The sequence below is a fragment of the Thermococcus eurythermalis genome, assembly GCF_000769655.1.
Taxonomy (GTDB): Archaea; Methanobacteriota_B; Thermococci; order Thermococcales; family Thermococcaceae; genus Thermococcus; species Thermococcus eurythermalis.
Window position 1 is genome coordinate 1,798,717 of sequence record NZ_CP008887.1, and the last position, 26,906, is coordinate 1,825,622.

Consider the following 26,906-nt stretch of genomic DNA (forward strand, 5'->3'; position numbering starts at 1 on the left):
AACATTGTTGTGCAGGACACGGGTGATGCTTATGAGAGTCCTTATCCTGGGTGGTGGGGCCCTTGGACGCTCAATAGCCGAAGCCCTCAAGGGAGAGTTCGATGTGGTTATCGTGGAGAAGGATGAAATCCGCGCCAGAACCCTTGAGGAGAGCGGTTTTCACGTTGTCCAGGGAGATTTCTCTTACACGGCCACGCTCCTAAAGGCCGGAATCGAGAAGTCCGAACTTGTTGTGATGACCACTATGAACGTGGATACAATAAAAAAGACCATATACGTGATCAGAACAAACAACAAGGACGTCCCAATCATGACAGTACTCCCGGACGATATCGGGCTGGACGAGCTCACCGAGAGCATAAAAGAGAGCTTCGAGGCCGATGTTAAGGTTGACTACGCCATATCCCCAAGAACTGCACTCAAGAACGCGCTCATTGATATGGTAAAGCAGATAGGAGAGAAGAAGAACGTAAACCTTCTCGTGAAAAAGCTCCTCGAGCTGAAAAATGAGGGTGACTCCCTCCTCATCGCCATGCACGACAACCCAGACCCGGACTCACTCGCGAGCGCCGCCGCGCTGAGCGTCATAGCCCAGACGCTCGGATTCAAGACGAAAATCGTCCACGGGGGCGAAATAACCCACCACGAAAACAGGGCCTTCATCAACCTCCTTGGCATTGACGTAACGCGCATCTCAAGGGGCTCTTACGAGATAAGGCGCTACCCGTTCATAGCGCTCGTTGACTGCCAGCCGAACGGGAACATCACAATCCTTGAGAGCTTGGACTACGAGCGGATTAAAATCATCATAGACCACCACCAGATACTCCAGCATCTCCCTGACATTATTCCAGAGGACGCGTTCCTAGACATAAGGCCCGAGGTCAACTCGGCTTCCTCAATCCTCGTCGAGTATCTTAGAGGACTTAACATACCCATCTCGCCGTCCCTCGCAACGGCACTCTTCTACGGCATCTACGTGGACACGAAGAGGTTCTCAAAGCTGAGCCCGGTCGACCTCAAGGCGATTGAGTTCCTGGCGGGAAAGGTTGACTACGAGCTCCTCGACAAGATTGAGCACCCAGATATAAGCACAGAAACCGCGGAAATCCTCGCGAGGGCAATAATGCACAGGAAAATCTACAAGAACGTCATAATAAGCAACGTGGGCTTCATCACGAACCGCGACGCCCTGGCAGAAGCCGCGGACTTTCTCCTCCGCCTCGAAGGCATAACGACCGTCCTCGTCTTCGGCATAGTGGACGACAAGATTGAAATCTCAGCGAGGACAAGAGACGTCAGGGTCAACATTGGTGCCGTCCTAAAAGAGGCCTTTGGCGAGCTCGGAAGCGGAGGGGGGCACGCGAGAGCAGGCGGCGCCAGGATACACCTCGGAATCTTCAAGCTCGCCAAGGACAAGAACTCCCTGCTCAGGCTCGTGGAAGAAGCGGTAACTGAGAGATTCCTAGAAGCATTAAAGGTGAAAGAAAGTTAATCCTCCTTAGCCCTAACGAGGATTATGTCCCCGATGGCCGTGACGCGGTCGTAGGGGATACCAACTTTTTCACCCGGAAGGACGAGCGCCATAACCTGCCCCCTACCCCTGTCGAGGTCTATCAGCACTTCATCAACGTAGCCAACGTAGTTGCCCTTCGTATTGTAAATCTGTTTTCCGTAAAGCTTCGAGAGCCTCCTCACCATTTCAATCACCGCCTTAGGTTATTGATGAGCATATTTAAGCGTTGCTTTCACGGGCGCTTACTCCACGACTTCAATCCTGACCCTGTCACCGTCCTTGAGGCCGAGCTTCTCCCTCAGGTTCACAGGTGCTATTATCTCAGCAATCTTCGGCGGGTGCACCGTTCTTGAGGGCACGACGACTGCCCCCTCAACGCCGTCAATCCTGACCCTGTATGCCTTAACATCACCAAAAGTCCTGCCTCCCTTGGTAAATCCTGGGATTATGACGGGCCTCACGTTGCAGAGGGCGTCAAAGACGGTCTTGGGGAAGAGGACACGGACGTTCAGCGTTCCGAGATACGGCTCAAAGCCAAGGTACTCTTGAATCAGGGGGGAGTACTGTTTGACGTAATAGGCCCCCTCCCCAAGTCCAGAGACCACCTCACCGACAATCACACCGGTTGATAGTGCCTCCGAAATCTCGTCGCAGAGCGCCCGGAGGAAGTTCGCACCCTCCGGTGTCACCCCTACGAGGGTTCTCTTCCCCTCAACGCTCTTCTCGATTAGGTCTTCCTCCTCCATCTCATTTAGGAGCCTCAGAACCGTCTGTGGGGAGACACCAAGCTCTTCGGCGAGCTCCCTCACGGTGACCCGGACTTTCTTCCCTACAGCACCCTTTCTCGCCAGGGAAACAAGGAGTCTTACTTTCTTCATGTTCTCACCTTTGAGAGCTTGTCAGCGAGCTTAAGAGGTTTCGGATAGCTTCCGCCAAGTGCTCCAACCACCTCGGCGGCCGACTTCAAATCAACCAGATGCCCGACGCTTACATAAGCTTTTCCTACCTTTTTGTAGAGGCCCTCCGGCACGCCGCGCAGCGGCCTCTTCGCGACGCCGATGACGGGCTTTTTGAGCACCAGTCCTATGTGAGAGGCCAGCCCGTAGCCCCTTGGGTGGGCCCTACCGTGCCCTTCAACAAGGAGAACGTCAAAGTCCGCGTTTTTGGCAACAAGCAGGACCGGCCTTGTCTCCCTGAGAAAGAAATAGGTCGGGATATAGGGGAAGGTTGCCCTGGCTTTGGTCGTTCTCGCTTCCAGGACTTCGCAGTCCGGAAACGTACAGACAACCAGGGCAGAGACGGCCGTGTTTTCTCTGTACGAGACGTCAACAGCGCCGACGGTCTCAATGGAATCTACGTCAAGCGGTCTCTCGACTACCCTTTTTGAGAACTCCCTCTGGAGCTGGGCTATCTTTTTGAGTTTTTCGGTAATTATGTAATCCTTTAATTCAGTCATTCTTTAGGGCCTTCTCAAGCTTTTCCTCGAGGCTCTTGTTGAGCTTGGCCCTCGTTAGGTCTTCGAGGGTTCTCTCGAGAACGTAGCGCGCCTGGTCCTGCTTTTGCCTCACGTTGACAAGCCCCTTCGGATACTCAAGGGTTATGAGCGCGTTGTAAACTCTCTCCATCTCGCTGTAAACCTTCTCGGCAGTCGCGATGTCTCCTTCAAGCAGCCTGTGGAGGAAATACCTCCTCAGCTCCCCCACGAAATCGCCAACCCCAAGGGCGTAGTCGGCCTCTGGAACTCCAAGCTCAGAGGGCTCAGGATACGGCCTGCCTGTAACGTAGCTCATGAGGAGTGAGGCCTCCACGAACTCCTGATGGGCCGTCTGGACGTAGCCAGCGTAGTACAGGTCAGGGTGGTTGGCCAGCATTTCTCTGACCTTTAGTACTCTCTCCCTGGCCTCCTTCCACCTCTGCTCGGCGAGTCTGAGGTCGCCCCTGTGGAGGGCCTTGACCGTGTCGCCGCTGAGCCTTACTATCTCCCTGGTAACCTTAAGGGCCTCTTCCCTAAGCGAGTCCTTTTCGTCGAGGGTCTTTCTTATGAAATCTATAATCGCCTCAATGTCCCCGCTCACGGTATCACCAGGCGGTGTTAGAAAAGGGAGCTTAAAAATGTGGGCTTGGCTATCCCCCACCTTCATCGGAGGCTGAAGCCACTCTCAGGCGGTCCGGAGGCCAAGCCCTGTCCGCCCGGCATCGTCCACGGGACATCATCGGAGGCGGAGCCCACTCCGTCCGGCGGGCCAACCGGGCGGGACCGTCGTAGAAAATTTTTCGTGCAGAATTTTAAGGGTTTCGAAATTAATAACTCCCAGGAATGTTGGTCTTACAGGTTCATGCCGAAAATTATATAAAGACTTCATCGAAGCGGGCCTTGCTAAATAAAAAAGGTGGTGACGCTCATGGCTGAGAAGGTTAGGAACATCGTCGTTGAGGAGCTCGTTAGAACCCCGGTCGAGATGCAGCAGGTCGAGCTCGTTGAAAGGAAGGGAATTGGACACCCCGACAGCATAGCCGACGGCATTGCCGAGGCCGTCAGCAGGGCCCTCAGCAGGGAGTACATCAAGAGATACGGTATAATCCTCCACCACAACACCGACCAGGTCGAGGTCGTTGGCGGTAGGGCCTATCCACAGTTCGGCGGTGGTGAAGTCATCAAGCCGATTTACATCCTCCTCTCTGGAAGGGCCGTTGAGATGGTTGACAGGGAGCTCTTCCCGGTTCACGAGATAGCGATAAAGGCCGCCAAGGACTACCTCAAGAAGGCCGTCAGGCACCTCGACATCGAGAACCACGTCATCATTGACTCCCGCATAGGGCAGGGAAGTGTTGACCTCGTTGGAGTCTTCAACAAGGCCAAGGAGAACCCGATTCCGCTCGCCAACGACACCTCCTTCGGTGTCGGCTACGCCCCGCTCAGCGAGACGGAGAGGATAGTCCTCGAGACCGAGAAGGCCCTCAACAGCGACGACTTCAAGAAGGAGTGGCCGGCAGTCGGTGAGGACATCAAGGTCATGGGCCTCAGGAAGGGCGACGAGATTGACCTCACCATAGCTGCAGCCATAGTTGACAGCGAGGTCGCCAACCCGGACGAGTACATGGCCGTCAAGGAGGCCATCTACCAGAAGGCCAAGGAGATAGTCGAGGCCCACACCGAGAGGAAGGTCAACATCTACGTCAACACCGCCGACGACCCGAAGAACGGCATCTACTACATCACCGTCACCGGAACGAGCGCCGAAGCCGGTGACGACGGTAGCGTTGGCAGGGGCAACCGCGTCAACGGCCTCATCACCCCGAACAGGCACATGAGCCTGGAGGCCGCCGCTGGAAAGAACCCAGTCAGCCACGTTGGAAAGATTTACAACCTCCTCTCGATGCTCATAGCCAACGACATCGCCGAGCAGGTCGAGGGCGTCGAGGAGGTCTACGTCAGGATTCTGAGCCAGATAGGAAAGCCCATTGACGAGCCCCTCGTAGCGAGCGTCCAGATAATCCCGAAGAAGGGCTACTCAATTGATGTCCTCCAGAAGCCGGCCTACGAGATCGCCGACGCCTGGCTCGCCAACATAACCAAGATACAGAAGATGATTCTCGAAGACAAGCTCAACGTCTTCTGAATTCCCTCTATCTTTTCCACTGTTCTGAAATCCAAAAGTTTAGAAGTCAGTAGGAGTAACTGCTCTGCTTGAGGGCCCTCAGGAGCCTGGCTTCCTCCGCCATTATGGCCAGCTTCTCCCTCCTAACCTTGGAGAGTTTGGAGGAAACGTTCTTCTTCTGCCTGGCAAGCCTAACAAGCTTGGCCTCCTCAAGGACGAGGAGCTCCTTCCTCCTCTTAACGACCTCAAGCCTCCTCTGGAGGATTGACTTAACCCTCTCCATGGTATCACCTGCTATATTGGAGGTCGTTAAATCTTATAAGGCTTTCGGTGAATGTTAAAGCTAATCTCGACAATTGACTAAATAAAAACTTAAGCACCCCCTATTTTTTCTCTTTACGGAGGTGAGGGAGAATGAAGCTCGTGGCCCTGACGGACATCCACGGCAACAGGGGGATGGCGAAGAGGCTCGCAGAGCACCTGAAGAAGGAGAAGCCAGACGCCCTTATTATTGCAGGAGACGTAACGAACTTCTCCGGGGCAGAAGTCGCTAGGAAAGTCCTTGAACCCCTCCTTGAGACCTGCGTCCCAATCCTGGCCGTCCATGGCAACTGCGACGGCAGGGACATGCCAGAGCTCCTTGAGGAGCTTGGAATCGGCATCCACAACAAACGGCGGGAGCTCAACGGCATTGGATTCGTTGGAATCGGGGGCTCGAACATCACACCCTTCAACACAGTCTGGGAGCTGACCGAGGACGAAATCCGCGAAATCCTTGAGAGAAATTACCGCCCCGGCGACGCTATAGTCTCCCATGCCCCGCCGAAGGACACAAAGGCAGACCGCGTCCATTCAGGGCTCCACGTTGGAAGTTCAGCGCTGAGGAAGTTCATCGAGGACAACCAGCCCCCGCTCGTCATTACAGGCCACATACACGAGGCGAGGAGCGTTGACCATGTTGGGGAAACGGTAATCGTGAACCCAGGCCCACTCTTCAGGGGGTACTACGCGGTCATAGACTTTGCCGAGAAAAGAAAAAAGGTAGAGGACGTCAAGCTAAAGGAGCTCTAAACAAGTTCTTTTTCCCTCAAAACCTTCTCCATCCTGTCCATAGCTTCCTCAAGCTTCTCGTAGGCGGTCGCATAGCTTATCCTTATGTATCCCTCGCCAGCCTTTCCGAAGGCCGAGCCTGGAACGACCGCGACCTTGGCTTCTTTCAACATGAGCTCGCTGAACTCCTTGTCGGTTAAGCCGGTGTCCCTAATCCTCGGGAATATGTAGAACGCTCCCTTGGGCTTGACCGTCGGAAGGCCCATCTCGTTGAGGCGCTTCCAGACGAGGTTCCTTCTCCTGTCGTACTCCTGTCTCATCTCTTCGACTGCTTTCCAGCTCCTCTCGTCCTCGAGGGCCTTCGCGGCCGCGTACTGGGCAAAGGTAACCGGACAGGTGGCGTTGTACATCTGGAAGCGGGTCATCTTCTCGATTATCCATGCGGGGGCCGCGACGAAGCCGAGGCGCCAGCCGGTCATGGCGAAGGTCTTGGAGAAGCCGTTTATCGTTATCGTCCGCTCGAACATGCCGTCGAGGGAAGCGATGCTGTGGTTCTTGACCCCGTCGTAAACGAAGTGCTCGTAAACTTCATCGCTGAAGACGATGAGGTCGTGCTCGACCGCGAAGTCTGCAATCTCCTCAAGGTCCTTCTTAGTCAGAACCGCGCCGGTCGGGTTGTTCGGGGAGTTTATGATGAGCGCCCTGGTTTTGTCGCTCACGTGCTTTTCGAGGTCGTCAACGGAAAGGCGGAACTCGTTCTCCTCGTAGGTCGGAACCTCAACCGGTCTTCCTCCGGCGAGAATGACGGCCGGGGCATAGCTGACGAACATCGGACTCGGGATGAGGACTTCTTCCCCATCCTTGAGAAACGTTGCAAGGCCCATAATAAAAGCCTGGTTCGCCCCGACGAGCACCATTATTTCGCTCTTCGGGTCGGCCTCGATGCCGTTCTGCTCCCTGAGCTTTCTCGCTATCGCCTCGCGGAGCATCGGCAGGCCGGCGTTCGGGCCGTAGTGCGTCATGCCCTTATCAAGGGCCTCCTTAGCATATTCCTTTATATGCTCCGGCGTGTCGAAGTCAGGTTCGCCGATTCCAAGTGATATGAGACCCTCAACGCCCTGGGCAAGGTCGAAGAGCTTTCTAATCTCAGAGGGGTTAACCATCTCAAGCCTGTCGCTCAGCGCCATGATAATCACCGTTCTCCCTTCTCGGCGATGTTTATAACCTTACCTCGACAAAAAGATAGACAGCAGAGCACTTAAACGGACCTCAAGGCATAATTCTGGCGGAAAACTTATTTCTCCAGACCACATGAAAAGGCACCGGGTAGAAGTTCGGGAGAATAAACTTTCGGATTTTTGATGGATACGTTGGTAAACTTTTGAATCCCCGCCATTTTCTCCTACATATTTCCACAAATATGTTTTGTTTTTCAACGGAAAGCCTTTTTATGGGACGGTTCGACTTTCATCTGAATACTTGTGGAGGGTCTCAAAATGGGAGTTGAAAAGGTTCCAAAATACGACATCCCGACCATCAAGGTCGACTACGTTTTTATTGACCTCGACAAGATGAAGCCGCACGAGCAGCTTGTCCAGAAGGAGCTCGAGGCCTTTATTGAGAGCGTCACGGGAAGTGGTCTCTTCTGGAAGCCCATGCTCCTCGCAAAGATTCCGGGGACGGACGAGTACCTCATCGTTGACGGCCACCACCGCTGGGCCGGTCTTCAGAAGCTCGGCGCGAAAAGGGCCCCGTCCGTTATCCTCGACTACTTCAGCGCCGATGTTAAGGTCTACACCTGGTACCCGGCCTTCAAGGGCGACCTCAACGAAGTCCTTGAGAGGCTCAAAGCCGAGGGGCTTGAGGTTATAGAGGACCCCGAGGCCGAGGAGAAGGCCGAGAGGGGCGAGATAGCCTTCGCCATCGTCGGTGAGAAGGTCTTTGCTATTCCTGGCGGTCTTGAGGAGCAGAAGAAGGTCAGCAAGGTTCTCGACGAGATGAGCGTCGAGGGCAGGATCGAGCTCATCTACTACGGCCTCAAGGAGGACGCCAGAGAGGACATGGGCAAGGGCGAAATAGACTACGTGTTCATCAGGAAGGCTCCGAGCAAGGAGGAGGTCATGGAGCTCGTCAAGCGCGGCGAGGTCTACTCCCCGAAGACCACCAGGCACGTCCTCCCGTTCAACCCGGACAAGATTGACGTCAAGCTTGAAGAGCTGTTTTAATGCCCTATGACTTCTTTTTGATTTTGTTGTAGCATAATTCTTTAAATAGACGTGCTTTGAAATTTTTATTGAGGGAAAATATGAGTCTCTCATGGGTGGCTTCAACAACCAATATACTTCGGATTGTAAGTGATTTAGATCGCTATAGAGTTTGGTTGAAAAAGTTCCATGAAATTGACTTAACAAACGATCAAGAAGTTTCTAGTGAGATTTTTCTAGGTTACAAGTTTTTCTTTGATGTTGCTTTTAGAGCTCTTCTCGATGACTTAGTTTCCGTGCCGTGGTTTGACGGAGAGGATGAAATTTTTATTAGCGCTCTTGGAAGAGGGGTGCATCTTAATAACATCCCCAACAGTTCAGAGCATGTTATCTTCTTAAAGAACATATGGTACAAACACCTAGAAAAAGTCCTCTTAGCAAAAGACTGGAAAGATCTCAAAGTCAGATTAAAATATCTCAACCTGAATGTCTTAGAGAAGTTCTTTGAGGTATTTAAATGCTGTATCGTGCCCGAGAGCCCGTATTCCCTTGAAAAACTGTATTGGCTATGGTCAATAGACGACGCGCTAGTTAGATATACCGATACTCAGATGGGATATCCCAAGCCCTATGTTGACATACTAGTTCCACAAACCAGCAAATATTATGGAAATGCCGATGAATATTTAGACATAGTTTTTCGAGGTTATGTGTACACACTCCAATATTTGTGGTATTCACTGATAGGGGAGGAGAGAGATTTCTCAAAGATACCGCATTTAGATAAAATGCATATTGCAGACAAAATTTTTGGAAAAGAAATCCAAAGAGAACTTTACTCGTTAATTCCAAAAGAAGAAAAAGAAGAAGTTGAAACTAGATGGATCGAACTTGAACGTTACATCAAGTGGAAGAGCCTGGATCGCTTTTTCGGTATACTAAACGAGAATTTTGTGAAAAAACTTGAGAAAACATATGGAATTATGCATATCAGCCCAAATAACAGCGAACTCTTTAGGGTACGTTGTAAATGTGACCCAATACAAATCCTCAAGAAATTTTATCGTCCTTTTCCGGAACCCTCTTTTATGGAATCAGATAAGAGAAAAAGCTACGAAGACTGGAAGCGGTACTTAGATGTAGAATTTCTTTGGCTTCCATTAGACACTCTTAGTTCTGCAGGAGGAGGAACGTTTAATGGTGCAGCTGCATTTATATATCTCCTTTCAGGACTATGTGAGTTTAAGAAAAAGCAACGGGCAACAAATCCCACAAAGGTTCTGAGAATAAAGCATCCTGAGGACATTGGTCACAGGATATCCTACGCTCTTTTGGTAGAATCGTTTGGACAGCTTTACAACCCCCCTGGGTGGATTGTGTTTTATGAGGTAGGAACTGATTTTTCAGGTACTGGTGGATCCTGGTATTATGAGGTGGAAGATGTTATCAAAAAATACGGCAAAATGCTTGAGGTAAGAGATGTTGTTGTACCCGAGGAGATTTTTAGGAAGTACTTACTTAACGAGTCTGTACGTGAAGTTTCAAACGAATATTTTCAAATAGAAAGCCTAAAAAAGAGGGTTCTGGAGTATGAAAGTCATGTACAAAGACTCCACGAAGCCATGTCCTCTTATAGGGGGTTACTCCCGGAATTGCTAGTTTATTATCTTTTAAGCTCTGGAGAGCTTCCAATTAAAAAATTCAAGGATATCAAATGGCGTGTCACACTTGGCGGGGAAGAAATAGACATCCTAGCTTTAGATGAAGATGAGGTTCCTTGGATTTTTGAGTGTAAATTCAACACGCACAAAGAGGAGTTTGCCTCAATAGTTGATCAGCTAAAGCGGAAAAAGGAACAAGTAGAGAAAGCGTATAAAAGAACACCAGTTCTTTACTTAGTGTTCTTGGCCAATAAGAACCAATATGAACTGAGCTACTTCGAAAAGTACAACATTAACGTCTTGGTACTTGAAAGAGAACTCAGAAAGTATTTAGACATAAACACTATTGAGAAATTACTAGTGGATATCCCTAGCATCTCCTTGGATGAAATCCATAGCAATTTATATTAAACCTCCCTTTCTCACTTCCTATGCCGATGAGGAATCAACCCACTGAAAGATGATGACGCATGGGCTTATCTGAGGTGCGTCCGGGGGAGTAATGATGTTGCGGGCACTGATATTTGACGTTGATGAGACCCTCGTCTACTATGAGGGCTACGACCACCGCGAATGGTACGAGAACTGGGTCATGCCCGCCCTCAGGAAGCACGGCATCGAGCTTGACTACGAGACCTACAAAAAGACAGTAACGGGTAATCTCCCGAGGAGCTATATCGAGCGCTTTGGAATAGACCACGTTGAGTTCTGGCAGATTGTTGATAGTGTAAACCTTGAGTACCGCAAGAAGATGGCAGAGCTCGGGCGGATAAGGCCCTTTCCCGATGTTGGTGCCCTAAAAGAACTGAAAGAGATGGGGCTTAAGCTGGCCGCGGTCAGCAACGCCTCCCAGGAGTGCACCGAGTTCGTTTTGGATCTCTTTGGCCTGAGGAAGTACTTTGACGTCGTCTACGGCAAGGATTACTCAAACCTCGACGGCGTCAAGCCCGACCCCTACCTCGTCAAGAAGGCCCTCAAAGCGTTGGGTGTAGCCCCTCAAGAGACCCTGATGGTCGGGGACAGCCACCACGACGTCCTCGCCGGAAAGCGCGCCGGCATGAAGGTGGTTAATGTCACGCGCTTCGGAAAAGTTGAGGGCGCAGACTACTACGTGAAAGACCTGTGGGAGCTCGTGGAGCTCGTGAAAAAGATGATGGGGGGTCAATCCCCATAGAATTCTTTTTCAAAGACGTCGATTCCGACTTTAAGGTTTCCAAGCCAGTTGAGGAAGTTCTCAACGTGATCGTCCCTGAATATCGCCCCGTGCGGTGGCGCTATTATTTTGGGGTTCAGCTTTCTAACAAAGCGCACCCACACCCTCAAGGCCTTCGTTGAGCTCACGTAGCGCCTGTGGAAACAGTCTGCTCCAGCAGGAGGTCGTATCCCCACTATATTCCCGTCCCGCCGCCAAGGTCTTGAGCCAGCAACAAAACAGTTAAAATCATAAGCAGAGAAAACAGCAGGCCCGATGACGAAGGATTAACCGGCTGACACGTGATGACATCGGCCTTGACCGAGGGCTTACCTACATAACCACTTACAAAAAAGAGATATAAACACATGGGCCCTCTTATATGCGGGAGAGTGAAAGCATGCTGGAATTGTTTGCTCCCCTGCTCTCAGGGGCAATTACGGGCAAGCGCAAGCCCGCACATCACTTTAGGATAGTCCACTCGCTCAACGAAGTCCGTGAAGAAAGGGCGGTTGTAATTGGCAGGGTGGGAACAAAGGTTCCACCGGAATGGGAGCTCGTGACTGTGGGTGCCGCCGGCGGCTTTTTTGGCCCTAGAGAGCTTCACAGAGTTCTTGACGGTATCGTATCAAGCCTCAGTAAAGACCCGGACAGGGCAATCGTCATAGCCTGCCCCGAGTACCTTGCCCTCCACAACGGCTTCAACGCCCTTTTTAAGTTCCTCAACGACGTCCGGGATTACGCAATCCTCCACGGGGGCAGAGTTTACCTGATAACCGACGAATCCTCGTGGGATCCCAGAGAGTTTGCGCTTCTAAAGAGGCTTGAAGGCTAAAACCGCACCTGGTTGCGCTTTGCGGCCCCAAAATGGGGTTGAAAGCAAAAAGTAGAAAAGCTCACTCCCCGCAGCACTTCTCCTTCATGTGGTCGGGCAGAATCTCCTTGAAGCCCGTGTACTTCCAGAGCGCCTTCGGGAGCTTTACGACGCCTTCCTCGGTCTGGTGGTTCTCAAGGATTGCAACGATGGCCCTCGAAGTGGCTATCGCCGTCGAGTTGAGCGTGTGGACGAACTTCGGCTTCTCGTGGGTCTTGTCGCGGAAGCGAATGTTCAGCCTCCTCGCCTGCCAGTCGGTACAGTTGCTCGCGCTGACAACCTCCCTGAACTTGCCCTGCCCTGCCATCCAGGCCTCGATGTCGTACTTCTTGGCGGCGACGTAGCCGAGGTCGCCGGTGCAGATGTTGACGACCCTGTAAGGTATCTCAAGCTCCTGGAATATCTCCTCAGCGTTCGCTATGAGCCTCTCGTGCCACTCCCAGCTCTCCTCTGGCCTTGAATAAACAAACTGCTCGACCTTGTGGAACTGGTGGACGCGGAAGATTCCCTTCGTGTCCTTTCCCGCGGTTCCGGCCTCCTTTCTGAAGCAGGGGCTAACGCCGACGTAGAGGAGCGGTAGGTCTTTGCCGTCGAGGATTTCGTTGGCGTGCATTCCAGCGAGCGGGTGCTCTGCCGTCGGAATGAGGTATAAATCTTCGCCCTCAACCTTGTAGATGACGTCCTCGAAGTCCTCAAAGGTCGTCGCGCCCTCCTCGACGAAGCGCCTGACCATGTAGGGTGGTATGACGGGGGCGAAGCCCTTCTCTATGAGCTTGTCGAGGGCGAAGCGTATGAGGGCCAGATCGAGTATGACAAGCTCGTTGAGGAGGTAGTAGAAGCGCGCACCGCTCACCTTCGCGGCCCGCTCAAGGTCAGCCCCTCTCAAAAGCTCAAGCATGTCAACGTGGAGCCTCGGCCTCCAGCTCAACACCTCGTAGTCCATCTTCCCGAGGCTCTGCTCCTTAAAGCTTTCGAGGAAGCCCTCCCAGACCTTAGCCTTGCCCCAGAACCTTATCGGGACGTTGTCCTCGTCGCTCTCCCCGACCGGGACGCTCTCGTGGGTAATGTTGGGGAGGCGCCAGAGGTAGTAGTCGATTTTCTTCTTAAGCTCCTCGACTTCCTTCTCAAGCTCCTCAATCTGCCTCACTATCTCGTTGCTCTTCGCGAGAAGGTCGTCTACCGGTTCGCCGGCCTTCTTGCGCTTGCCTATCTGGACTGCCAGCTGGTTGCGCTCCTTTCTGAGCTGGTTGATTTTCTTCAGGTTTTCGCGCCACTTGGCATCGAGCTCAAGGATTTCGTCAATCCATTTGACCTTCTCGGTTTCGCCCCTCTTGATGAGGTCCTTCTTAACGACCTCCGGCTTTTCGCGGATGAGCTTTATGTCGAGCATAGCCAACACCTAACCAGAGAACGAACGGCGTTTAAAAAAGGTTTCCTAAGCTACACAACTACCTACACAAAAGCGCTATAAGAATGAGTGAGAAACTCCTTAGAGGGCCGGCGCAATGAAGATGGCTTACTCATCACTTTTCCAGAGGTACGAGCGCCTCTATGAAAAGGCCATTGAAGAGGGTAACCCTGAAAAGGCACGTTTTTTTGCCCTCCAGTGCGCCGGCCTCCTGAGGAAGCTCGCTTCCGAGGAGTTACAGTTCTCGCACTACTACCTCAAGCTGGCCGAGGAGTGGGAAAGAAAAGCTGAGAACGTTGATACGGAGATTAAAAAGCGCTCCAACGGAATTGAAAGGCTTATAACGACATCAAACGTAACGTGGGAGGACGTTGGAGGGTTAGAAGAGGCAAAAAAGCTCCTCGCTCAAGCCGTTGGGATAGCAATGGCGAAGGTTCCGGGAAAGTTCAAGCCCTGGAAGGGGGTTCTCCTCTTCGGCCCTCCGGGGACGGGAAAAACGCTACTGGCGAAGGCCCTGGCCGGGAGCATGAAGGCCACGTTCATAGGAGTTAAGGTGAGCGACGTCCTCAGCAAGTACTTTGGAGAGTCCAGCAAGATAGCCTCGTCTATCTACTCCCTCGCGAGGCAGAAAGCCCCAAGCGTCGTTTTCATAGACGAGTTCGACGCCCTTGGTATGAGGCGCTCCGCAATGGAAGACGCAGGGAGAAGGCTTCTGGGAACTATTCTCGCGGAGATAGACGGGTTCCATGACTCGGACAGGGTAATCACCCTCGCATCGACCAACGCCCCCTGGGACCTGGACGAGGCCATGCTCTCCCGCTTTCCGCTGAGGATTTACGTCCCCCTCCCCGACGAGAAGGGGGCAAAGGAGATATTCGCAATACATCTAAGGGGGTTTCCCCTGCGGGTCACGCTGGAGTCGCTGGCCAGGATAGCCGTTAGGAAGCTCTACTCGGGTAGAGAAATAGCCAACGCCTGCACTTTTGCGGTCCTCCACATGCTGGAGGAGATGAACCCCGAGCTGAGCGACCCTCTAAAGGTGGGCTCGATAGCAGGAAAAGAGCTCACAGTAAGGCCTCTCGAAGCGGAAGACTTCCGCTATGCATTCAGAAGGGTGAAGAGCCCCATAAAGAAGGAGCTTCTGAGAAAATACGAGAAATGGGCAAAGGAGTACGGTGTTTAGCCAAAGAATGTGACCTCAACCTCTTCTCCGGCTCCCAATATCTCCACGTTCTCCGGGACTTCAATGAAGCCGTCTGCATCAACGAAGCTAGTGACTGCACCACTCCCCTTGAGTATTGGAATGGCTTTATCGCCCTCTATCCTGACCGGGAGAAACTGGCGCCTCCCCTTGACCGAGAAGACCTTGTAGGCGAGCCTCTTCCTGACCTTTCTGACTTCGCTTTCCCTTCCGATGAGCTTCCTGAGGAGCGGTGCGACGAGGAGGGTGAAGTTCGTGAGACAGCTCGTTGGGTAACCCGGGAGTCCAAACACCGGCTTTCCGTCTATGAGGCCGATTATCGTCGGCTTGCCCGGCTGAATCGCTATGCCGTGTATTTTCACCTCGCCGAGCTCCCCTATTATCGAACTGGTGAGGTCCCTTATCCCTCCGCTCGCGCCGCCGCTCAGAATCACGATGTCACAGCACTCCACTCCCTTCTCTATGAGCGCCTTCAGACTCTCCCGGTCGTCCCTGGCTATGCCCAGGAAGACGGCCTCACCACCGAGCTCCCTCACGGCATCGGTGATTGCCCGCCCGTTAATATCGTAAATCTTGCCAGGCCTGAGATCCTCTCCAGGGAGAATCAGCTCGTTGCCCGTACTTATCACGGCGACCTTTGGCTTCCTGAAGACAGGGACTTCGGTCAACCCGACGGCCGATAGGAGCGCGGTCTCCTTGAAGCCGAGCCTCGTCCCTCTCCTGAGCAGGGGCTGGCCCTTCTGTATGTCCGCACCGGCCTTCATAACTCCAAGACCGGGGTAGGCGGGCTTGTAGATGACCACCTCGTCCCCTTCCCTGTCCACGTCCTCGAACTGTATGACTGCATCTGCACCCTTCGGCAGGGGGGCCCCTGTGGAGATGTAAACGCTCTCCCCCGGCTTCAGTTCCAACTGAGGGACGTCTCCGGCGTTGATTTCACCGACGACCTTCAGCCTCACCGGCTCGCTCTCGCTCGCCATAAAGGTGTCCTCTGCCCTCACCGCGTAGCCGTCAACGGTTGCCCTGTCAAAGGGCGGGACGTCTATGGGCGACGTTATGTCCTCCGCCAGAACCCTGCCGAGGGCCCCGCCGAGGGGGACTCTCTCAACTTTTGGCTCCAAGGGGAATGAGTCTATGACCTCAAGGGCCTTTTCGAGGGGAACGACCTTCAGGAACGCCATCGTATCACCGGAAGAAAAGAAAAGTGCTGAAGTATAAATGAGTTGCGTAAACGGGGGCGTTTACTTTTTTCTTTTGAAAGCCCCGCCCCTTTAGGGCGGGGAGGAGGTCAGCACTCGTCCTCCTCTTCCCAGTCTTCTTCCCACTCCTCTTCCCAGTCCTCGTCCTCCCACTCTTCGAGCTCAAACTCCTCGTCGAGGAGCTCCTCTTCGACTTCAACCTTTTTCTTCTTGGGCGGCTCCATGTCCTCCTCACCCTGGCTTCGTTTTGACCTACTGAACTTTAGCCCACAGGGCTTAAAAAGGTTTAAACGCCCCGAGCTCGATTTCGAAAAAGGTTTATATCAGCCGTGAGAAGTGAGTACCATGAGAGTCGCGATTGTCACGGGCGACGCGAGAGTGTATTACACGGCCACAAAAGTCCTGAAGGAGTATGGAATCCCCTTCCTGAGCCTGAGGGTAGGTGAGAGGATTCCCTACGACGTTGAGGTAGTCCTCACGGGCGAGAAGGATAAGGTGGACTTTCCGGTCAAGGTCATCGTCCGAGATGAGAACTTTATAGACGAACTTCTCGCGAGACTGGAAGGGAGGGAGAGGTTTAAGAACGTCTTCATCGCAATAGACCCCGGAGAGAGACCCGGCTTAAGCGTCGTTGCAGACGGGAGGGTCATAGAAGTCCACCGCCTCGGAAGCCCGCGAGATGTTGAAATCGTTGTTGACCTGCTCGAAAAGTACCCCGGTGCGAGGATAAAGATAGGCCACGGCGCGAAGAGGCACAGGACAATGACCCTCAAGGCCCTCGGCAGAGCCCTCGGCTACGATTACCCCATAATCGTCGTGAACGAGTTCAGGACGACCCCCAAAGTCGGGGGAATAGAAAGCTCCTCTGTCGTGGACATCGTAGCCTCAATCAACATCGGCCTGAGGGAGGGGCGTGAGACAACGATAGGGGAACTCCTTGAGGTCAAAGAGCCGACCAAAAAGGAGATAGAGCACATAAAGAGGAGGAGCCGGGAGCTGAGCGGCAACATAACAATTCCCTCAAGCCTCGCGAGGGAGGTTGCCCTCGGGAATCTAACCCTTGAGGAGGCGATTGAACTTCACAGGAGGCGTTCAAGATGATATTCGGAAAGGAAGAGAGGGTTGATGAGATCAAGCTTAGGGTCGCGGAGGCCCTCAAGAGGGACGTCGGCAGGGGCATAGTCCGCTTTGACAGGAAGTACCAGAAACAGCTCGGAGTGGAGCCGGGCGACATCGTTGAGCTGATCGGAGAGAGGAACACCGCCGCCATAGTGGCCAACGCCCACCCTGACGACCGCGGACTGGACATCATCAGGATGGACGGCTACATCAGGAGGAACGCGGGGGTCAGCATAGGCGACTACGTGACCGTCAGGAGGGCGGAGGTCAAGGAGGCAAAGAAAGTAGTCCTTGCTCCAGCCCAGAAGGGCGTCTTCATTCAGATTCCAGGCGACCTTGTGAAGCAGAACCTGCTCGGCAGGCCCGTAGTTAAGGGAGACCTCGTAGTCGCCAGCAACAGGAGCGAGACCTACTACGGCGGCTCTCCGTTTGACGACCTTCTGAGGGGTCTCTTCGAGGCGATGCCCATCGGCTTCGGCGAGCTCAAGTTCGTCGTCGTGAACACGGTTCCCAAGGGAATCGTCCAGATAACCTACAACACAGAGGTCGAGGTGCTCCCGCAGGCGGTCGAAGTCCGCGAGGAGAGCATCCCCGAGGTGACCTACGAGGACATTGGCGGTCTTGACGAGGCCATCCAGAAGATACGCGAGATGGTTGAGCTCCCGCTCAAGCACCCAGAGCTCTTCGAGCGCCTGGGCATTGAACCGCCGAAGGGAGTGCTCCTCTACGGTCCGCCCGGAACCGGTAAGACTCTCTTAGCGAAGGCCGTCGCTAACGAGGCCAACGCCCACTTCATAGCCATCAACGGCCCCGAGATAATGAGCAAGTTCTACGGCGAGAGTGAAGAGAGGCTCAGAGAGATTTTCAAGGAGGCCGAGGAAAACGCCCCGAGCATCATCTTCATTGATGAGATTGACGCCATAGCGCCGAAGAGAGAAGAGGTCGTCGGCGAGGTCGAGAAGAGGGTTGTTTCACAGCTCCTCACGCTCATGGACGGCCTCAAGAGCAGGGGCAAAATCATAGTCATAGCCGCAACGAACAGGCCTGACGCCATTGACCCTGCCCTCAGGAGGCCCGGAAGGTTTGACAGGGAGATTGAAGTCGGCGTTCCCGACAAGCAGGGTAGAAAGGAGATACTCCAGATACACACCAGAGGAATGCCGCTCGAGCCGGACTACGACAAGGCAACCGTCCTGAAGGTTCTGAAGGAGATGAAGTCCAGGAAGTCCTTTAACGAGGAAAGGCTAGAGGCCCTGATTCAGAAGGTTGAGGGGGCCAAAGACGAGGCAGAAATCAAGGAAATCCTCAAGAGCGAAGGCGAGATATACGCGGAGGTCAGAAACAGGCTCATAGACAAGATGCTTGAGGAGATTGCCGAGAAGACGCACGGCTTCGTCGGTGCTGACTTAGCCGCCCTCGCGAGAGAGGCCGCTATGGTCGTCCTGAGGAGGCTCATCAATGAAGGCAAGATAAACCCCGAGCAGGATAAGATACCGCCCGAAGTCCTCCAGGAGCTCCGTGTCAGGAAGGAAGACTTTTATGAGGCCCTCAAGATGGTCGAGCCGAGCGCTCTCAGGGAGGTTCTCATAGAGGTTCCGAACGTCCGCTGGGACGACATAGGTGGATTAGAAGACGTTAAACAGGAGCTCCGCGAGGCAGTGGAATGGCCCCTCAAGTACCCGAAGGCGTTCGAGAGGCTCGGCATAACGCCCCCGAGGGGAATACTCCTCTACGGTCCGCCTGGAACCGGTAAGACCCTCCTTGCAAAGGCCGTTGCCAACGAGAGCGAGGCCAACTTCATCGGCATCCGCGGGCCGGAAGTGCTGAGCAAGTGGGTCGGTGAGAGCGAGAAGAGGATTAGGGAGATATTCAGGAAGGCTCGCCAGGCCGCTCCGACGGTCATATTCATCGACGAGATTGACGCCATAGCCCCGGCGAGGGGTGCCGAGGGGGACAGAGTAACCGACAGGCTCATCAACCAGCTCCTCACCGAGATGGACGGCATAGAGAGGAACAGCGGTGTCGTTGTCATAGCCGCCACCAACAGGCCGGACATCCTCGACCCAGCTCTGCTGAGGCCTGGAAGGTTCGACAGGCTCGTGCTCGTGCCAGCGCCCGACGAGAAGACCAGGCTTGAGATACTCAAGGTGCACACGAGACGCGTCCCGCTCGCGGAAGACGTCAGCCTCGCGGAGCTGGCAAAGAAGACCAAAGGCTACTCGGGAGCTGACCTCGAAGCCCTCGTCAGAGAAGCCGCGCTCATCACTATGCGCAGGGTCATGCGCGAACTGCCCACGGAGCTCGTTGAGAGCGAGAGCGAGGAGTTCCTTGAGAGGCTCAAGGTATCAAAGAGGGACTTCGAGGAGGCCCTGAAGAAAATCAAGCCCAGCATAACGCCGTACATGATCGAGTACTACAAGAACTTCGAGGAGGGCAGAAAGAGGAGACATGAAAAGGAGCGCGGTGGCGTGGACTACTACACGTTCTGACCGCTTTGACGCCTTTACAATTTTCTTTAAATCTCTTTTCTAGGAATTACGTTTCCCTCTGCTCCCTGTACCACTCGACCGTCTTCTTGAGACCCTCTTCGAGTGAAAACTCCGGCTCAAAGCCCAGCTTCTTTATCTCAGTTATGTCCGCCTGGCTGTGCCTTATGTCTCCAGGCCTCGGCTTGTCGAAGACTATCGAGCTCGTTGTTCCGGTTATTTCAATGATTTTCATTGCGAGCTCAAGAATGGTTGTCTGCCTTCCGGTCGCGACGTTGAAGACCCGCCCGTTGGCTTTCCTGCTCTCGGCGACGAGGAGGTTCGCCCTGACGACGTCCTTCACGTAGATGAAATCGCGCGTCTGCTTGCCGTCGCCGTAAATAACAAGCGGTTCTCCAGCTAAGGCCCTGTTGATGAATATGCTTATCACGCCTGCGTACTGGTTGGCGCTCTGTCTCGGGCCGAAGACGTTAAAGTAGCGCAGGGAAACGACTGGCAGGCCGTAGAGCTCGTGGTAGACGCGGAGGTACTCTTCAGCGGTTGCCTTCGTGACTCCGTAAGGGGATAGGGGCTTTGGCCGTTCAGTTTCCTTCAGCGGAAGGTTGGGGTTGTCGCCGTAGACCGCGGCGGAAGACGCGAAAATTAGCTTTCCATTGCCTTCAAGGAGAGCCCTGATGATGTTTAGTGTCCCGAGGACGTTTACCTCCTCCGTAAAAACGGGGTCGCGTATGCTCTCGACGACGCTTACCTGCGCCGCCTCGTGGAAAACGTAGTCAGCGTGGCTTATCAGCTCGGCTATCGCGTCATAATCTCTTATGTCCGCCTTGACGAGCTTTGCCCCCGGAGGGACGTTCTCCTCCTTTCCCGTGTACAGGTTGTCAATGACGATGACGTCGTTGTCCTTGACAAGCTCCCAGGCTATGTGCGAGCCAATGAAGCCCGCTCCCCCGGTGACAACGATTAACTTGTTCCTCATGCTCAACCCCTGGGATGTAGGGGAGAGACCTTAAGTTTCTTTCTCTCGTTAAATCATCCTGAGCTTCACGGCCTTCATAATGTCCTCCTTTGAGGGTGGGTTTCCAGAGACGTTCGAGTAGATGCTCACAAGGTCGTTTATAATCATGGAGAGTTTTTCAATGATGTCCTTGCTCTTGTTCCAAGGGGTGGCATAGCGGAACTCTATGATGTCGGCTAGGTCGTCAATGGTGAACTCGTAGATGACTCTCTCACTGGGACACTCAACAAGCAACAGCTTCCCGTCCTTAAGGACTGCCCTAAAGCCGGTCTTCTGGCTCTCCACCATATGGCATCACGTTACTTACTTGGTCATCGAAGTACTTTAAGGTTGTGCTCCCGGACTATGAAAATTTTGGGTGCATCGTGTTTGGATTAACAAATTTTTGTCCATTCCGAAACCATTATAAGTCACTTATTGACTTAAACCTGGGTAAGGAGCCATGCCGAGCTACATAGTCGTTGGCGGTCAGTGGGGAGACGAGGGCAAGGGGTCAATAATAGCGTACCTTGCCCTGAAGGATAAGCCTGAAGTAATAGCGCGCGGTGGAGTGGGAACGAACGCTGGTCACAGCGTCTTTATCAACGGCAGGAAGTACGCCGTCAGACAGCTCCCGACGGGCTTCATGCAGACCAAGGCCAGGCTTCTCGTCGGAGCGGGAGTTCTCGTTGACCCGGAGGTCTTTTTCCACGAGCTTGAGCACCTGAAGGACTTCAACGTTGCAGAGAGGGTCGGGATTGACTACCGCTGCGCTATAATTGAGGAGAAGCACAAACAGCTAGACCGCTCCAACAGCCACCTGCACGAAAAGATAGGGACAACTGGAAGCGGCTGCGGGCCCGCTAATGCAGACAGGGTCATGAGGAAGGCCAAGCTCGCGAGGGACATCAAGGAGCTTGAGCCCTATCTGACGGACGTCGCCCAGGAGGTAAACGACGCCCTCGACGAAGGGAAGCTCGTCCTCGTTGAGGGGACCCAGGGCTTTGGACTGAGCCTCTACTACGGGACTTACCCGTACGTGACCTCAAAGGACACAACAGCTTCTGCCATTGCGAGCGACGTTGGAATAGGGCCTACGAGGGTTGACGACGTCATAGTCGTCTTCAAGAGCTTCCCGACGCGCGTCGGAGAGGGGCCGTTCCCGACCGAGATGAGTCAGAAAGAGGCTGAGAAAATGGGTCTCGTTGAGTACGGCACAGTTACAGGCAGGAGGAGAAGGGTCGGCTGGTTCGACTTCGAGTTCGCGCGCTATTCGGCGAGGATAAACGGCGCGACGATGCTAGCCGTGACGATGCTCGACAAATACGACAAAGAGGCCTTCGGTGTCACCGACTACGACAAACTGCCGAAGAGGGCCAAGGAGTTCATAGAGGAGATAGAAGAAAGGGTCGGCGTCCCGGTCGGGCTGATAAAGACCGGGCCCGAGCTGGAGCACATCATTGACAGGCGGGACGTCATTTGACGGCGTACTTGCTCTCGACCTGAGCCAGCCTGAACTTGGACGAGATGCCGCTTCCCCTGACGAGGTCGTGGTCCACCAGCTCCCCTGTGAGGGTGTTGTACTTTCCGAAGTATATCCCCTTTTTTCCAACACCTTTTACCCCTGCATAGCCCTCCTCGATGTTGTGGACTATCCATTCAACCTCTATGGTGTCCCCGTACTTTTCCCTCACGAACTGGGTGAACGCTTTGGTGATGGCGCTCTCAATGTACTGGTGCTCAAATTCGAGAATTTCACCCGTTGTCCTGTGGACTTTGAGCCTTCCGAAGGCCTTTGAGCCCGTAAACTCGACTTCCCAGTGGTCAGAAAGTCTGAGGCACTCAATGGAGGGGTTCGGCTCGACCTCCAGGATTTTTGCGAGCACGATTTCCTCGACGCGCTTCTTCTTGAGGAACCTGTCTGTCTCTCTAACCTCGCCCGAGAGGGATACGAAGACCTTAACGATGTCCCGCTCACCCTCCAGGGTTATTATAAACCCGTTTTCAGATTCTTCGGTGAATATCGCCCTGTAGTCCCCATACTTCCTGACCGCAAGCTCGGCGGCCAGATTAGCTCCAACCTCCAGCGAGGACTCAAGGACTTTTCCGGTCTCGCCGTCGTACTCAAGGCGGGCCCTGATGCCGCTCCCCTCGAACTCAGCTCTGACAAGGGCGTGGCCGGCAACCTTGCACGACTTCAGCTCAATGTCCCTGACGACCTCAAGGGCCCAGCCCGCGATGCTCTTCAGGACTTCCTTCGGGGAGCCGAGGTCGCGGGTGCTGATAATTTCCCCCGTCCGCTGGTCAAGGTGGACTGCAAGAACCTTCCCACCGCTCAAAATGTCAACAACGACCGCACCGGAGTGCCTCTCAACTCCTATTACCTGACCGTCGCCGTACCTGGACAGGACTGCGTTCAGTATGGCATCCTCGGTCAGAGCCGACTGGAACCTCCTAACGTCCCCGCTGTAGGAATTGACCTCGATTTCAAAGAGGTATCTGCTCGTTCTGCCCCTTATCAGGCTGAAGCGCCTTTTGGTGACGATTTCAACGGTTACCGGCTCTTCGCCAAGTTCTGCCCTCACATGGTTCTTTGCCAGTTCAACGAGCTCCTCCCCGCTTAGGGGCTCGGCTTTGGCGCTCACGCGGCCTATGGCAAAATCGAAGAGAACTTCCACGGGCTTTGAACCTGCTGAGAACGTCACCTGGGCTTTTTTGGGCACGTATGCTTTTCTTGGGCTGGTGGCCCGCAGGTCAAGCCACCCACGCCTCGCGGCCTCCTCAACCACGGGTTTTACGGGGTCAACGTCGTTCTCCACTTCTATTTCAGTTGCCAGAACCGTCGCAACGTCCTCCAGGAGGGCCTTCATTGCCTTGCCCTTCAGCTCTCCTTCAACGTTTAGAACGAGGTTCTCACCATCGTAGAAAGCCTTACCACTGCCGTTTTCTCGCACCCAGGGAACGACGTAGACGGGTTTAAGCGTCAGCGTTAGGCCCTCAAGTTTGAGAGCCTCGGGCCGGATACCAAACCGGTAGGAGACTACCTTCTTTGCCTCCTCGATGAGCTTCTGTGGCGATACCGATTCAAGGAGCGGCCCATCAAGAACGAACTCTTTCAGCTCCTCCGGCTTCTCTCCCTCTGGAAGGAGCTTCTCAAGAAGCGTCTTTGGAGGTGCTATGGAGTAGCGGTTAAAGGTCTCGGAGAGCCACTCGGGGCCAAAAACGGCAATCCCTTCAAGCTCGTAGTCAAGGTCATCTAGTGCTATGAGAACTGCCCTGCCGTACTTCGACAGCACGCTTTCAAGCCAGTCCTTTTTGGGTTTTCCCCTTAAAAGGGCAACCGCAAGGGTCTCTCGCCCGTAGAACGGGTCGTTGCGCTCCCCTATCACCACGGCGAGCCTGGCCTTCCCCCTCTTTTTATACTCCCTCCCTGTCTCCGAGAAACCTGCCCTCCCAATGAGCTCGGCAAGTCCCTCCACAACGAGGTCCTCGGGGGCCAGAAGTACCATAGACGGTTCCCACGCCATAGTAAATCCCCATATAATTAAATGGGGTAAAAGGATAAATATTTTTTGGGTTTCTCGGCGTTTACAATTAATCACAATCGACCCACTAGCTCCGGGAGGCCCCCTCAACCAGCCACTGGATTATCGTCCTGTGGAACTCGTCAGCCCACTCTGGGTCTTCGAATATCTCGTGGTAGGCCCCCTCAAACTCTTTAAGCGTCTTGTCCTCTATTTTGAGCTCTTCAAAGAGTTTTCTTGCCCCCTCCGGGGGCGTTATGACGTCGCCAGTGCCAACGAGGAGCAGGACAGGGGCTTTTATTCTATCTGCTTCCATGTGTGCCAGCTCCATGTTCACGAAGATGCTCCTTCCGAGCTTGGCCGAAATCCTGTCGTGGACAAGGGGGTCTTCAATGTAACGTTTAACCGCCTCGGGATTCCTGGAAAGCAGGTTTGGATTAATGCCGTTGGAGAGCACTATTCCTGGGGCTATTTTTCCAAGGAACTTTGCGAGGGCCACCATGAAGCCAGACGTTTCCGGGCTCTTGGCGAGGGCGGGCGAGGAGGCCACGAGGCCGCGTATCTTGTCGGGCCTCGTCTCGGCGTAGCGTATTACGGTTAGGCCGCCGAGGCTGTGCCCGAAGATGAAGGGCTTCTCACCTATTTCTGCAATTATAGAATCAATTATTTCCATAGCCTCTTCAACGCTGGTGTGCCCCCTCTTGCCGGGGCTCTTCCCGTGACCGGGCCAGTCAAAGGCATAGACAGCGAAGCCGGCATCGTTGAGCTCTTTAATCAGCCTTCCGTACCTCCCGCTGTGCTCTCCGAGGCCGTGGACAAGAACCACCCAGCCCCGCTCGGGGGTTCCGAACTTGGCTTTATATATTTCAGCCATAGTCATCGCCAGTCGGGAAATTTAGAAAAGGAAGATTTAAGGTTTTCAGTGCGAACCCCGAAGTGCGGATTAATATGAAAATCGGTTCTCCTTTATCCTCTCGTTGGCAAAGCGGACGATTTTCTGGACGTCCTCACCAATTGTGTCCGGCTCTGGCTTCATCAGGACGTAGAATACGTTGGTCTTCGGCGTGAGCGAAACGTGCTTGACGTTGTGGGGGTTGGAGAGGCTTTCAACGAGCTCCTTAAGGTTTTCGATGTCCCGCTTTTTCTCGTATAAGGCCTCGTATTGTTTCCCGGCAATCTCAATCGTCTCCTTCTGGAGGAAGTCTTCGTTCTCGATGTCCGGCTTCAGCCTGTAGTAGCCCTTCTGGATGAGGTGCGCCTCGCGCTTTATCTGGGCAAAGGGCCTGACCACAATGTAGAGCTTGTCGTGTCTGCTGGTTAGCAGGGAAATCGGAAAGTAAAGGATGCTGTGCCTCGGCAAGAGTGTTAAAGTATACTCGAACTTCCTGGTGTTGTTGCGGTTGACTTTGTATTCAGCGCGGAAGCCGATGTATCCGCCGAGCCACGTATAGTCCTCGCTCTCGGGCTTTACGACCTCCTTTATCGCCCTTATGTAGTGCTCCATCAAAAGCAGGTTGAGCTTCCTTCCGCGGTAGTACTGGATAACTGAGATTCCAGCTAAGACAAATATTGCCGCAAACAGCGCCTGGTTGTCCATCTTAATCCTCCTCCAGCGGGTAATACCTTTCAAGGGTTCTTGAATCCAGTATCTCAAGACGGGCGATATCATCGAGGATAGCAACGATGTCCTTAACGATTCTCCGCTTCACAGGCCAGCTGAGGGCGTTCTGGAACGGGTGTCGTAGCCCCTCTGAAAGGCGCAGGTAAATCCTTACACCGTCCTCGTCAGCAATGACTTTCTCAACAAGTCCAAGGCTTACTATGTCCATCTCCGTTATCGGTTCTTTAACCTGTCTAAGCCTCTGGTATACCTCCTTCTCAACGTCCAACTATTATTCCCCCAAGCTCCTTAAGCCTCTCGACCCCTCTTGGTTCCTCCGGAAAGACGGGTATCTTCACAATCTCCAGCCCTTTGAACCGCCTCTCAACTTCCATGAGCACCTTCCGCTGGGCCTCAAGCCTTGCTTTCAATTCAGGAACATCATTCCTCAGTTCGAGGACTTTGTTCATAACTATCATGTTGAAGGGAATCTTGAACTTCCTAAGGCTTTCGTATGCCCTCTCGGTCTCATAGAGAGGTAGCATCTCCGGGTTCATCACCGCCACGACGCTCGTTTTCTCTGGGTCTGTGAGCACGCTCTCGACGAATGCAACTTCCTCTCTGTAGGTCTTTAGCTCCTTCATAACCGCGTCCTCTTCTTCCCTTGTCGGGAGCTTGAACTCCTTGCCCTCCACAACAAACTCCTGCTCGCCGTGGATGTTGGCTATCGCAGCGCGCTTGTCAAGAATGGCTCTCCTTATTTCAATGAGCTTGTCCGTCCAGATGAGGGAGATTTTGGGGAGGGCGAGGACACGGAGTGTCAGGCCCGTGGGTGGGGTATCAAAGACTATGACGTCCCACTCGTCGCCCCTGGTCAGGATTTCCCTTATCGCTTCGAGAGTGGCGTACTCCTCTATTCCGGGCGAGAAGCTCAGCACCTCAAAGTATTTCTCTAGGTTTATGACAGTGAGGTAGCGGTAGGTGTGCTTCATGCTCTCCTCAAGGTGCTTTAGATAGGCCTTTATCAGTTTCTCCATGTCGAGCTCTGCCGCGTAGAGGTTTTCGGTTATCTTCTTCGGTTTATCAGAGAGCTTCTCCATCAGTACGTCCCCAAGGTTGTGCGCCGGGTCAAGAGATACTATCAGCGTTTTGTATCCCCCCTCAGCGAGGGCGATTGCCGCCGCCGCTGAGCTGGTTGTCTTGCCGACTCCACCTTTTCCTATGAAAAAGACGACGCGGTAGCCTTTTTTGGGGACGAAGAACTCCCTCATGTGCTCAC

Annotated in this window: 28 protein-coding genes; 11 read left to right on the plus strand and 17 right to left on the minus strand. The window is 53.7% G+C overall.

Annotation, left to right across the window (positions count from 1 at the left end):
- Positions 1 to 31: 31 nt before the first annotated feature.
- Complete coding sequence (locus tag TEU_RS09655) at positions 32 to 1,495, plus strand: DHH family phosphoesterase (RefSeq protein WP_050003581.1); 1,464 nt, start codon at positions 32 to 34, stop codon at positions 1,493 to 1,495.
- Here TEU_RS09655 and TEU_RS09660 read toward each other — a convergent pair.
- From TEU_RS09660 to TEU_RS09675, 4 genes are read right to left on the minus strand one after another with little or no spacing between them, the layout of a single operon-like run.
- Positions 1,492 to 1,701, minus strand: coding sequence for a PRC-barrel domain-containing protein (locus tag TEU_RS09660; protein WP_050003582.1), 210 nt, complete (start codon positions 1,699 to 1,701; stop codon positions 1,492 to 1,494). The two genes, TEU_RS09655 and TEU_RS09660, sit on opposite strands and share 4 nt — an antisense overlap.
- A 57-nt stretch (positions 1,702 to 1,758) precedes the next feature.
- Complete coding sequence (locus TEU_RS09665; protein ID WP_050003583.1) at positions 1,759 to 2,394, minus strand: DUF120 domain-containing protein; 636 nt, start codon at positions 2,392 to 2,394, stop codon at positions 1,759 to 1,761.
- On the minus strand, positions 2,391 to 2,972 hold the full coding sequence (locus TEU_RS09670) for an endonuclease V (protein ID WP_050003584.1): 582 nt from the start codon (positions 2,970 to 2,972) through the stop codon (positions 2,391 to 2,393). The genes TEU_RS09665 and TEU_RS09670 overlap by 4 nt, the downstream gene beginning before the upstream one ends.
- Positions 2,965 to 3,591: a translin family protein gene (locus TEU_RS09675; RefSeq protein ID WP_050003585.1), complete on the minus strand. Its 627-nt coding sequence runs from the start codon at positions 3,589 to 3,591 to the stop codon at positions 2,965 to 2,967. Before TEU_RS09675 ends, TEU_RS09670 begins: the two co-directional genes overlap by 8 nt.
- Positions 3,592 to 3,918: 327 nt before the next feature.
- Between TEU_RS09675 and TEU_RS09680 the strand changes: the two genes are divergently transcribed.
- On the plus strand, positions 3,919 to 5,136 hold the full coding sequence (locus TEU_RS09680; RefSeq protein WP_050003586.1) for a methionine adenosyltransferase: 1,218 nt from the start codon (positions 3,919 to 3,921) through the stop codon (positions 5,134 to 5,136).
- A gap of 46 nt (positions 5,137 to 5,182) precedes the next feature.
- On the opposite strand, the gene TEU_RS09685 is transcribed toward TEU_RS09680, so the two are convergent.
- Complete coding sequence (locus TEU_RS09685) at positions 5,183 to 5,398, minus strand: hypothetical protein (RefSeq protein ID WP_050003587.1); 216 nt, start codon at positions 5,396 to 5,398, stop codon at positions 5,183 to 5,185.
- 131 nt (positions 5,399 to 5,529) lie between these two features.
- Here TEU_RS09685 and TEU_RS09690 point away from each other — a divergent pair, with 131 nt between their 5' ends.
- The gene (locus TEU_RS09690) at positions 5,530 to 6,186 is read left to right on the plus strand and encodes a metallophosphoesterase (protein WP_050003588.1); all 657 of its coding nucleotides are present in this window, start codon (positions 5,530 to 5,532) and stop codon (positions 6,184 to 6,186) included.
- Here the strand turns inward: TEU_RS09690 and TEU_RS09695 are convergent.
- Positions 6,183 to 7,352, minus strand: a complete 1,170-nt coding sequence (locus TEU_RS09695) for a pyridoxal phosphate-dependent aminotransferase (protein WP_050003589.1) — start codon at positions 7,350 to 7,352, stop codon at positions 6,183 to 6,185. The two genes, TEU_RS09690 and TEU_RS09695, sit on opposite strands and share 4 nt — an antisense overlap.
- A 309-nt stretch (positions 7,353 to 7,661) precedes the next feature.
- On the opposite strand from TEU_RS09695, the gene serK reads away from it, so the two are divergent.
- The 3 genes from serK (at position 7,662) to TEU_RS09710 (ending at position 11,204) form a co-directional block, all read left to right on the plus strand.
- On the plus strand, positions 7,662 to 8,390 hold the full coding sequence (serK, locus tag TEU_RS09700) for an L-serine kinase SerK (RefSeq protein WP_050003590.1): 729 nt from the start codon (positions 7,662 to 7,664) through the stop codon (positions 8,388 to 8,390).
- Between the two features lie 68 nt (positions 8,391 to 8,458).
- Positions 8,459 to 10,441 carry a hypothetical protein gene (locus tag TEU_RS09705; RefSeq protein ID WP_144244855.1) on the plus strand — a complete coding sequence of 661 codons (1,983 nt, stop codon included), beginning with the start codon at positions 8,459 to 8,461 and terminating at the stop codon, positions 10,439 to 10,441.
- Positions 10,442 to 10,535: 94 nt separating this feature from the next.
- Entirely contained in the window at positions 10,536 to 11,204 is a 669-nt protein-coding gene (locus tag TEU_RS09710) for an HAD family hydrolase (RefSeq protein ID WP_050003592.1), read from the plus strand.
- Here TEU_RS09710 and TEU_RS11550 read toward each other — a convergent pair.
- Positions 11,192 to 11,419 (minus strand): oxygen-binding di-iron domain-containing protein, encoded by a 228-nt coding sequence (locus TEU_RS11550; protein WP_227738710.1) that lies wholly within the window; start codon positions 11,417 to 11,419, stop codon positions 11,192 to 11,194. The two genes, TEU_RS09710 and TEU_RS11550, sit on opposite strands and share 13 nt — an antisense overlap.
- Before the next feature lie 185 nt (positions 11,420 to 11,604).
- Between TEU_RS11550 and TEU_RS09715 the strand changes: the two genes are divergently transcribed.
- A complete protein-coding gene (locus tag TEU_RS09715; RefSeq protein ID WP_081947238.1) occupies positions 11,605 to 12,057 on the plus strand; it encodes a DUF835 domain-containing protein in 453 nt (150 codons plus the stop codon).
- A 61-nt stretch (positions 12,058 to 12,118) separates the two neighbouring features.
- Here the strand turns inward: TEU_RS09715 and serS are convergent, their stop codons facing one another.
- A complete protein-coding gene (gene serS, locus TEU_RS09720) occupies positions 12,119 to 13,486 on the minus strand; it encodes a serine--tRNA ligase (protein WP_050003594.1) in 1,368 nt (455 codons plus the stop codon).
- 115 nt (positions 13,487 to 13,601) lie between these two features.
- Between serS and TEU_RS09725 the strand changes: the two genes are divergently transcribed.
- Positions 13,602 to 14,687 (plus strand): ATP-binding protein, encoded by a 1,086-nt coding sequence (locus tag TEU_RS09725; RefSeq protein WP_050003595.1) that lies wholly within the window; start codon positions 13,602 to 13,604, stop codon positions 14,685 to 14,687.
- Here the strand turns inward: TEU_RS09725 and TEU_RS09730 are convergent.
- The gene (locus tag TEU_RS09730) at positions 14,684 to 15,886 is read right to left on the minus strand and encodes a molybdenum cofactor synthesis domain-containing protein (RefSeq protein WP_050003596.1); all 1,203 of its coding nucleotides are present in this window, start codon (positions 15,884 to 15,886) and stop codon (positions 14,684 to 14,686) included. The genes TEU_RS09725 and TEU_RS09730 overlap by 4 nt on opposite strands.
- A gap of 107 nt (positions 15,887 to 15,993) precedes the next feature.
- A complete protein-coding gene (locus TEU_RS12005; RefSeq protein ID WP_265100825.1) occupies positions 15,994 to 16,128 on the minus strand; it encodes a hypothetical protein in 135 nt (44 codons plus the stop codon).
- A gap of 121 nt (positions 16,129 to 16,249) precedes the next feature.
- Between TEU_RS12005 and TEU_RS09735 the strand changes: the two genes are divergently transcribed.
- Both TEU_RS09735 and TEU_RS09740 read left to right on the plus strand, forming a co-directional pair.
- Positions 16,250 to 17,005, plus strand: coding sequence for a hypothetical protein (locus TEU_RS09735; RefSeq protein ID WP_050003597.1), 756 nt, complete (start codon positions 16,250 to 16,252; stop codon positions 17,003 to 17,005).
- A complete protein-coding gene (locus TEU_RS09740) occupies positions 17,002 to 19,512 on the plus strand; it encodes a CDC48 family AAA ATPase (RefSeq protein WP_050003598.1) in 2,511 nt (836 codons plus the stop codon). Before TEU_RS09735 ends, TEU_RS09740 begins: the two co-directional genes overlap by 4 nt.
- A gap of 46 nt (positions 19,513 to 19,558) precedes the next feature.
- Here TEU_RS09740 and TEU_RS09745 read toward each other — a convergent pair whose 3' ends face one another.
- Both TEU_RS09745 and TEU_RS09750 read right to left on the minus strand, forming a co-directional pair.
- A complete protein-coding gene (locus TEU_RS09745) occupies positions 19,559 to 20,485 on the minus strand; it encodes an SDR family oxidoreductase (RefSeq protein ID WP_050003599.1) in 927 nt (308 codons plus the stop codon).
- Between the two features lie 48 nt (positions 20,486 to 20,533).
- Positions 20,534 to 20,812 (minus strand): hypothetical protein, encoded by a 279-nt coding sequence (locus tag TEU_RS09750; protein WP_050003600.1) that lies wholly within the window; start codon positions 20,810 to 20,812, stop codon positions 20,534 to 20,536.
- Between the two features lie 154 nt (positions 20,813 to 20,966).
- Between TEU_RS09750 and TEU_RS09755 the strand changes: the two genes are divergently transcribed.
- Positions 20,967 to 21,986: an adenylosuccinate synthetase gene (locus TEU_RS09755; protein ID WP_050003601.1), complete on the plus strand. Its 1,020-nt coding sequence runs from the start codon at positions 20,967 to 20,969 to the stop codon at positions 21,984 to 21,986.
- Here the strand turns inward: TEU_RS09755 and TEU_RS09760 are convergent.
- The 5 genes from TEU_RS09760 to TEU_RS09780 form a co-directional block, all read right to left on the minus strand.
- Positions 21,979 to 24,030, minus strand: coding sequence for an ABC transporter permease/ATP-binding protein (locus TEU_RS09760; protein ID WP_050003602.1), 2,052 nt, complete (start codon positions 24,028 to 24,030; stop codon positions 21,979 to 21,981). The genes TEU_RS09755 and TEU_RS09760 overlap by 8 nt on opposite strands.
- Before the next feature lie 85 nt (positions 24,031 to 24,115).
- Positions 24,116 to 24,901, minus strand: coding sequence for an alpha/beta hydrolase (locus TEU_RS09765; RefSeq protein WP_050003603.1), 786 nt, complete (start codon positions 24,899 to 24,901; stop codon positions 24,116 to 24,118).
- A 69-nt stretch (positions 24,902 to 24,970) separates the two neighbouring features.
- Positions 24,971 to 25,624, minus strand: a complete 654-nt coding sequence (locus TEU_RS09770; RefSeq protein ID WP_050003604.1) for a hypothetical protein — start codon at positions 25,622 to 25,624, stop codon at positions 24,971 to 24,973.
- A 1-nt stretch (position 25,625) separates the two neighbouring features.
- Positions 25,626 to 25,916, minus strand: a complete 291-nt coding sequence (locus TEU_RS09775) for an iron-sulfur cluster assembly protein (RefSeq protein WP_050003605.1) — start codon at positions 25,914 to 25,916, stop codon at positions 25,626 to 25,628.
- Complete coding sequence (locus TEU_RS09780; RefSeq protein ID WP_050003606.1) at positions 25,906 to 26,898, minus strand: ArsA family ATPase; 993 nt, start codon at positions 26,896 to 26,898, stop codon at positions 25,906 to 25,908. The genes TEU_RS09775 and TEU_RS09780 overlap by 11 nt, the downstream gene beginning before the upstream one ends.
- Between the last annotated feature and the right edge of the window lie 8 nt (positions 26,899 to 26,906).

What these genes read in the sequence shown, in the direction of transcription:
- TEU_RS09760 (WP_050003602.1), bottom strand. Translation starts at nt 24,030, where the DNA reads ATGGCGTGGGAACCGTCTATGGTACTTCTGGCCCCCGAGGACCTCGTT.
- serK (WP_050003590.1), top strand. Translation starts at nt 7,662, where the DNA reads ATGGGAGTTGAAAAGGTTCCAAAATACGACATCCCGACCATCAAGGTC.
- TEU_RS12005 (WP_265100825.1), bottom strand. Translation starts at nt 16,128, where the DNA reads ATGGAGCCGCCCAAGAAGAAAAAGGTTGAAGTCGAAGAGGAGCTCCTC.
- TEU_RS09715 (WP_081947238.1), top strand. Translation starts at nt 11,605, where the DNA reads ATGCGGGAGAGTGAAAGCATGCTGGAATTGTTTGCTCCCCTGCTCTCA.
- TEU_RS09725 (WP_050003595.1), top strand. Translation starts at nt 13,602, where the DNA reads ATGAAGATGGCTTACTCATCACTTTTCCAGAGGTACGAGCGCCTCTAT.
- TEU_RS09670 (WP_050003584.1), bottom strand. Translation starts at nt 2,972, where the DNA reads ATGACTGAATTAAAGGATTACATAATTACCGAAAAACTCAAAAAGATA.
- TEU_RS09690 (WP_050003588.1), top strand. Translation starts at nt 5,530, where the DNA reads ATGAAGCTCGTGGCCCTGACGGACATCCACGGCAACAGGGGGATGGCG.
- TEU_RS09655 (WP_050003581.1), top strand. Translation starts at nt 32, where the DNA reads ATGAGAGTCCTTATCCTGGGTGGTGGGGCCCTTGGACGCTCAATAGCC.
- TEU_RS09665 (WP_050003583.1), bottom strand. Translation starts at nt 2,394, where the DNA reads ATGAAGAAAGTAAGACTCCTTGTTTCCCTGGCGAGAAAGGGTGCTGTA.
- TEU_RS09680 (WP_050003586.1), top strand. Translation starts at nt 3,919, where the DNA reads ATGGCTGAGAAGGTTAGGAACATCGTCGTTGAGGAGCTCGTTAGAACC.
- TEU_RS09755 (WP_050003601.1), top strand. Translation starts at nt 20,967, where the DNA reads ATGCCGAGCTACATAGTCGTTGGCGGTCAGTGGGGAGACGAGGGCAAG.
- TEU_RS09735 (WP_050003597.1), top strand. Translation starts at nt 16,250, where the DNA reads ATGAGAGTCGCGATTGTCACGGGCGACGCGAGAGTGTATTACACGGCC.
- TEU_RS09710 (WP_050003592.1), top strand. Translation starts at nt 10,536, where the DNA reads ATGTTGCGGGCACTGATATTTGACGTTGATGAGACCCTCGTCTACTAT.
- TEU_RS09765 (WP_050003603.1), bottom strand. Translation starts at nt 24,901, where the DNA reads ATGGCTGAAATATATAAAGCCAAGTTCGGAACCCCCGAGCGGGGCTGG.
- TEU_RS09770 (WP_050003604.1), bottom strand. Translation starts at nt 25,624, where the DNA reads ATGGACAACCAGGCGCTGTTTGCGGCAATATTTGTCTTAGCTGGAATC.
- serS (WP_050003594.1), bottom strand. Translation starts at nt 13,486, where the DNA reads ATGCTCGACATAAAGCTCATCCGCGAAAAGCCGGAGGTCGTTAAGAAG.
- TEU_RS09745 (WP_050003599.1), bottom strand. Translation starts at nt 20,485, where the DNA reads ATGAGGAACAAGTTAATCGTTGTCACCGGGGGAGCGGGCTTCATTGGC.
- TEU_RS09780 (WP_050003606.1), bottom strand. Translation starts at nt 26,898, where the DNA reads ATGAGGGAGTTCTTCGTCCCCAAAAAAGGCTACCGCGTCGTCTTTTTC.
- TEU_RS09730 (WP_050003596.1), bottom strand. Translation starts at nt 15,886, where the DNA reads ATGGCGTTCCTGAAGGTCGTTCCCCTCGAAAAGGCCCTTGAGGTCATA.
- TEU_RS09685 (WP_050003587.1), bottom strand. Translation starts at nt 5,398, where the DNA reads ATGGAGAGGGTTAAGTCAATCCTCCAGAGGAGGCTTGAGGTCGTTAAG.
- TEU_RS09740 (WP_050003598.1), top strand. Translation starts at nt 17,002, where the DNA reads ATGATATTCGGAAAGGAAGAGAGGGTTGATGAGATCAAGCTTAGGGTC.
- TEU_RS09660 (WP_050003582.1), bottom strand. Translation starts at nt 1,701, where the DNA reads ATGGTGAGGAGGCTCTCGAAGCTTTACGGAAAACAGATTTACAATACG.
- TEU_RS09695 (WP_050003589.1), bottom strand. Translation starts at nt 7,352, where the DNA reads ATGGCGCTGAGCGACAGGCTTGAGATGGTTAACCCCTCTGAGATTAGA.
- TEU_RS09750 (WP_050003600.1), bottom strand. Translation starts at nt 20,812, where the DNA reads ATGGTGGAGAGCCAGAAGACCGGCTTTAGGGCAGTCCTTAAGGACGGG.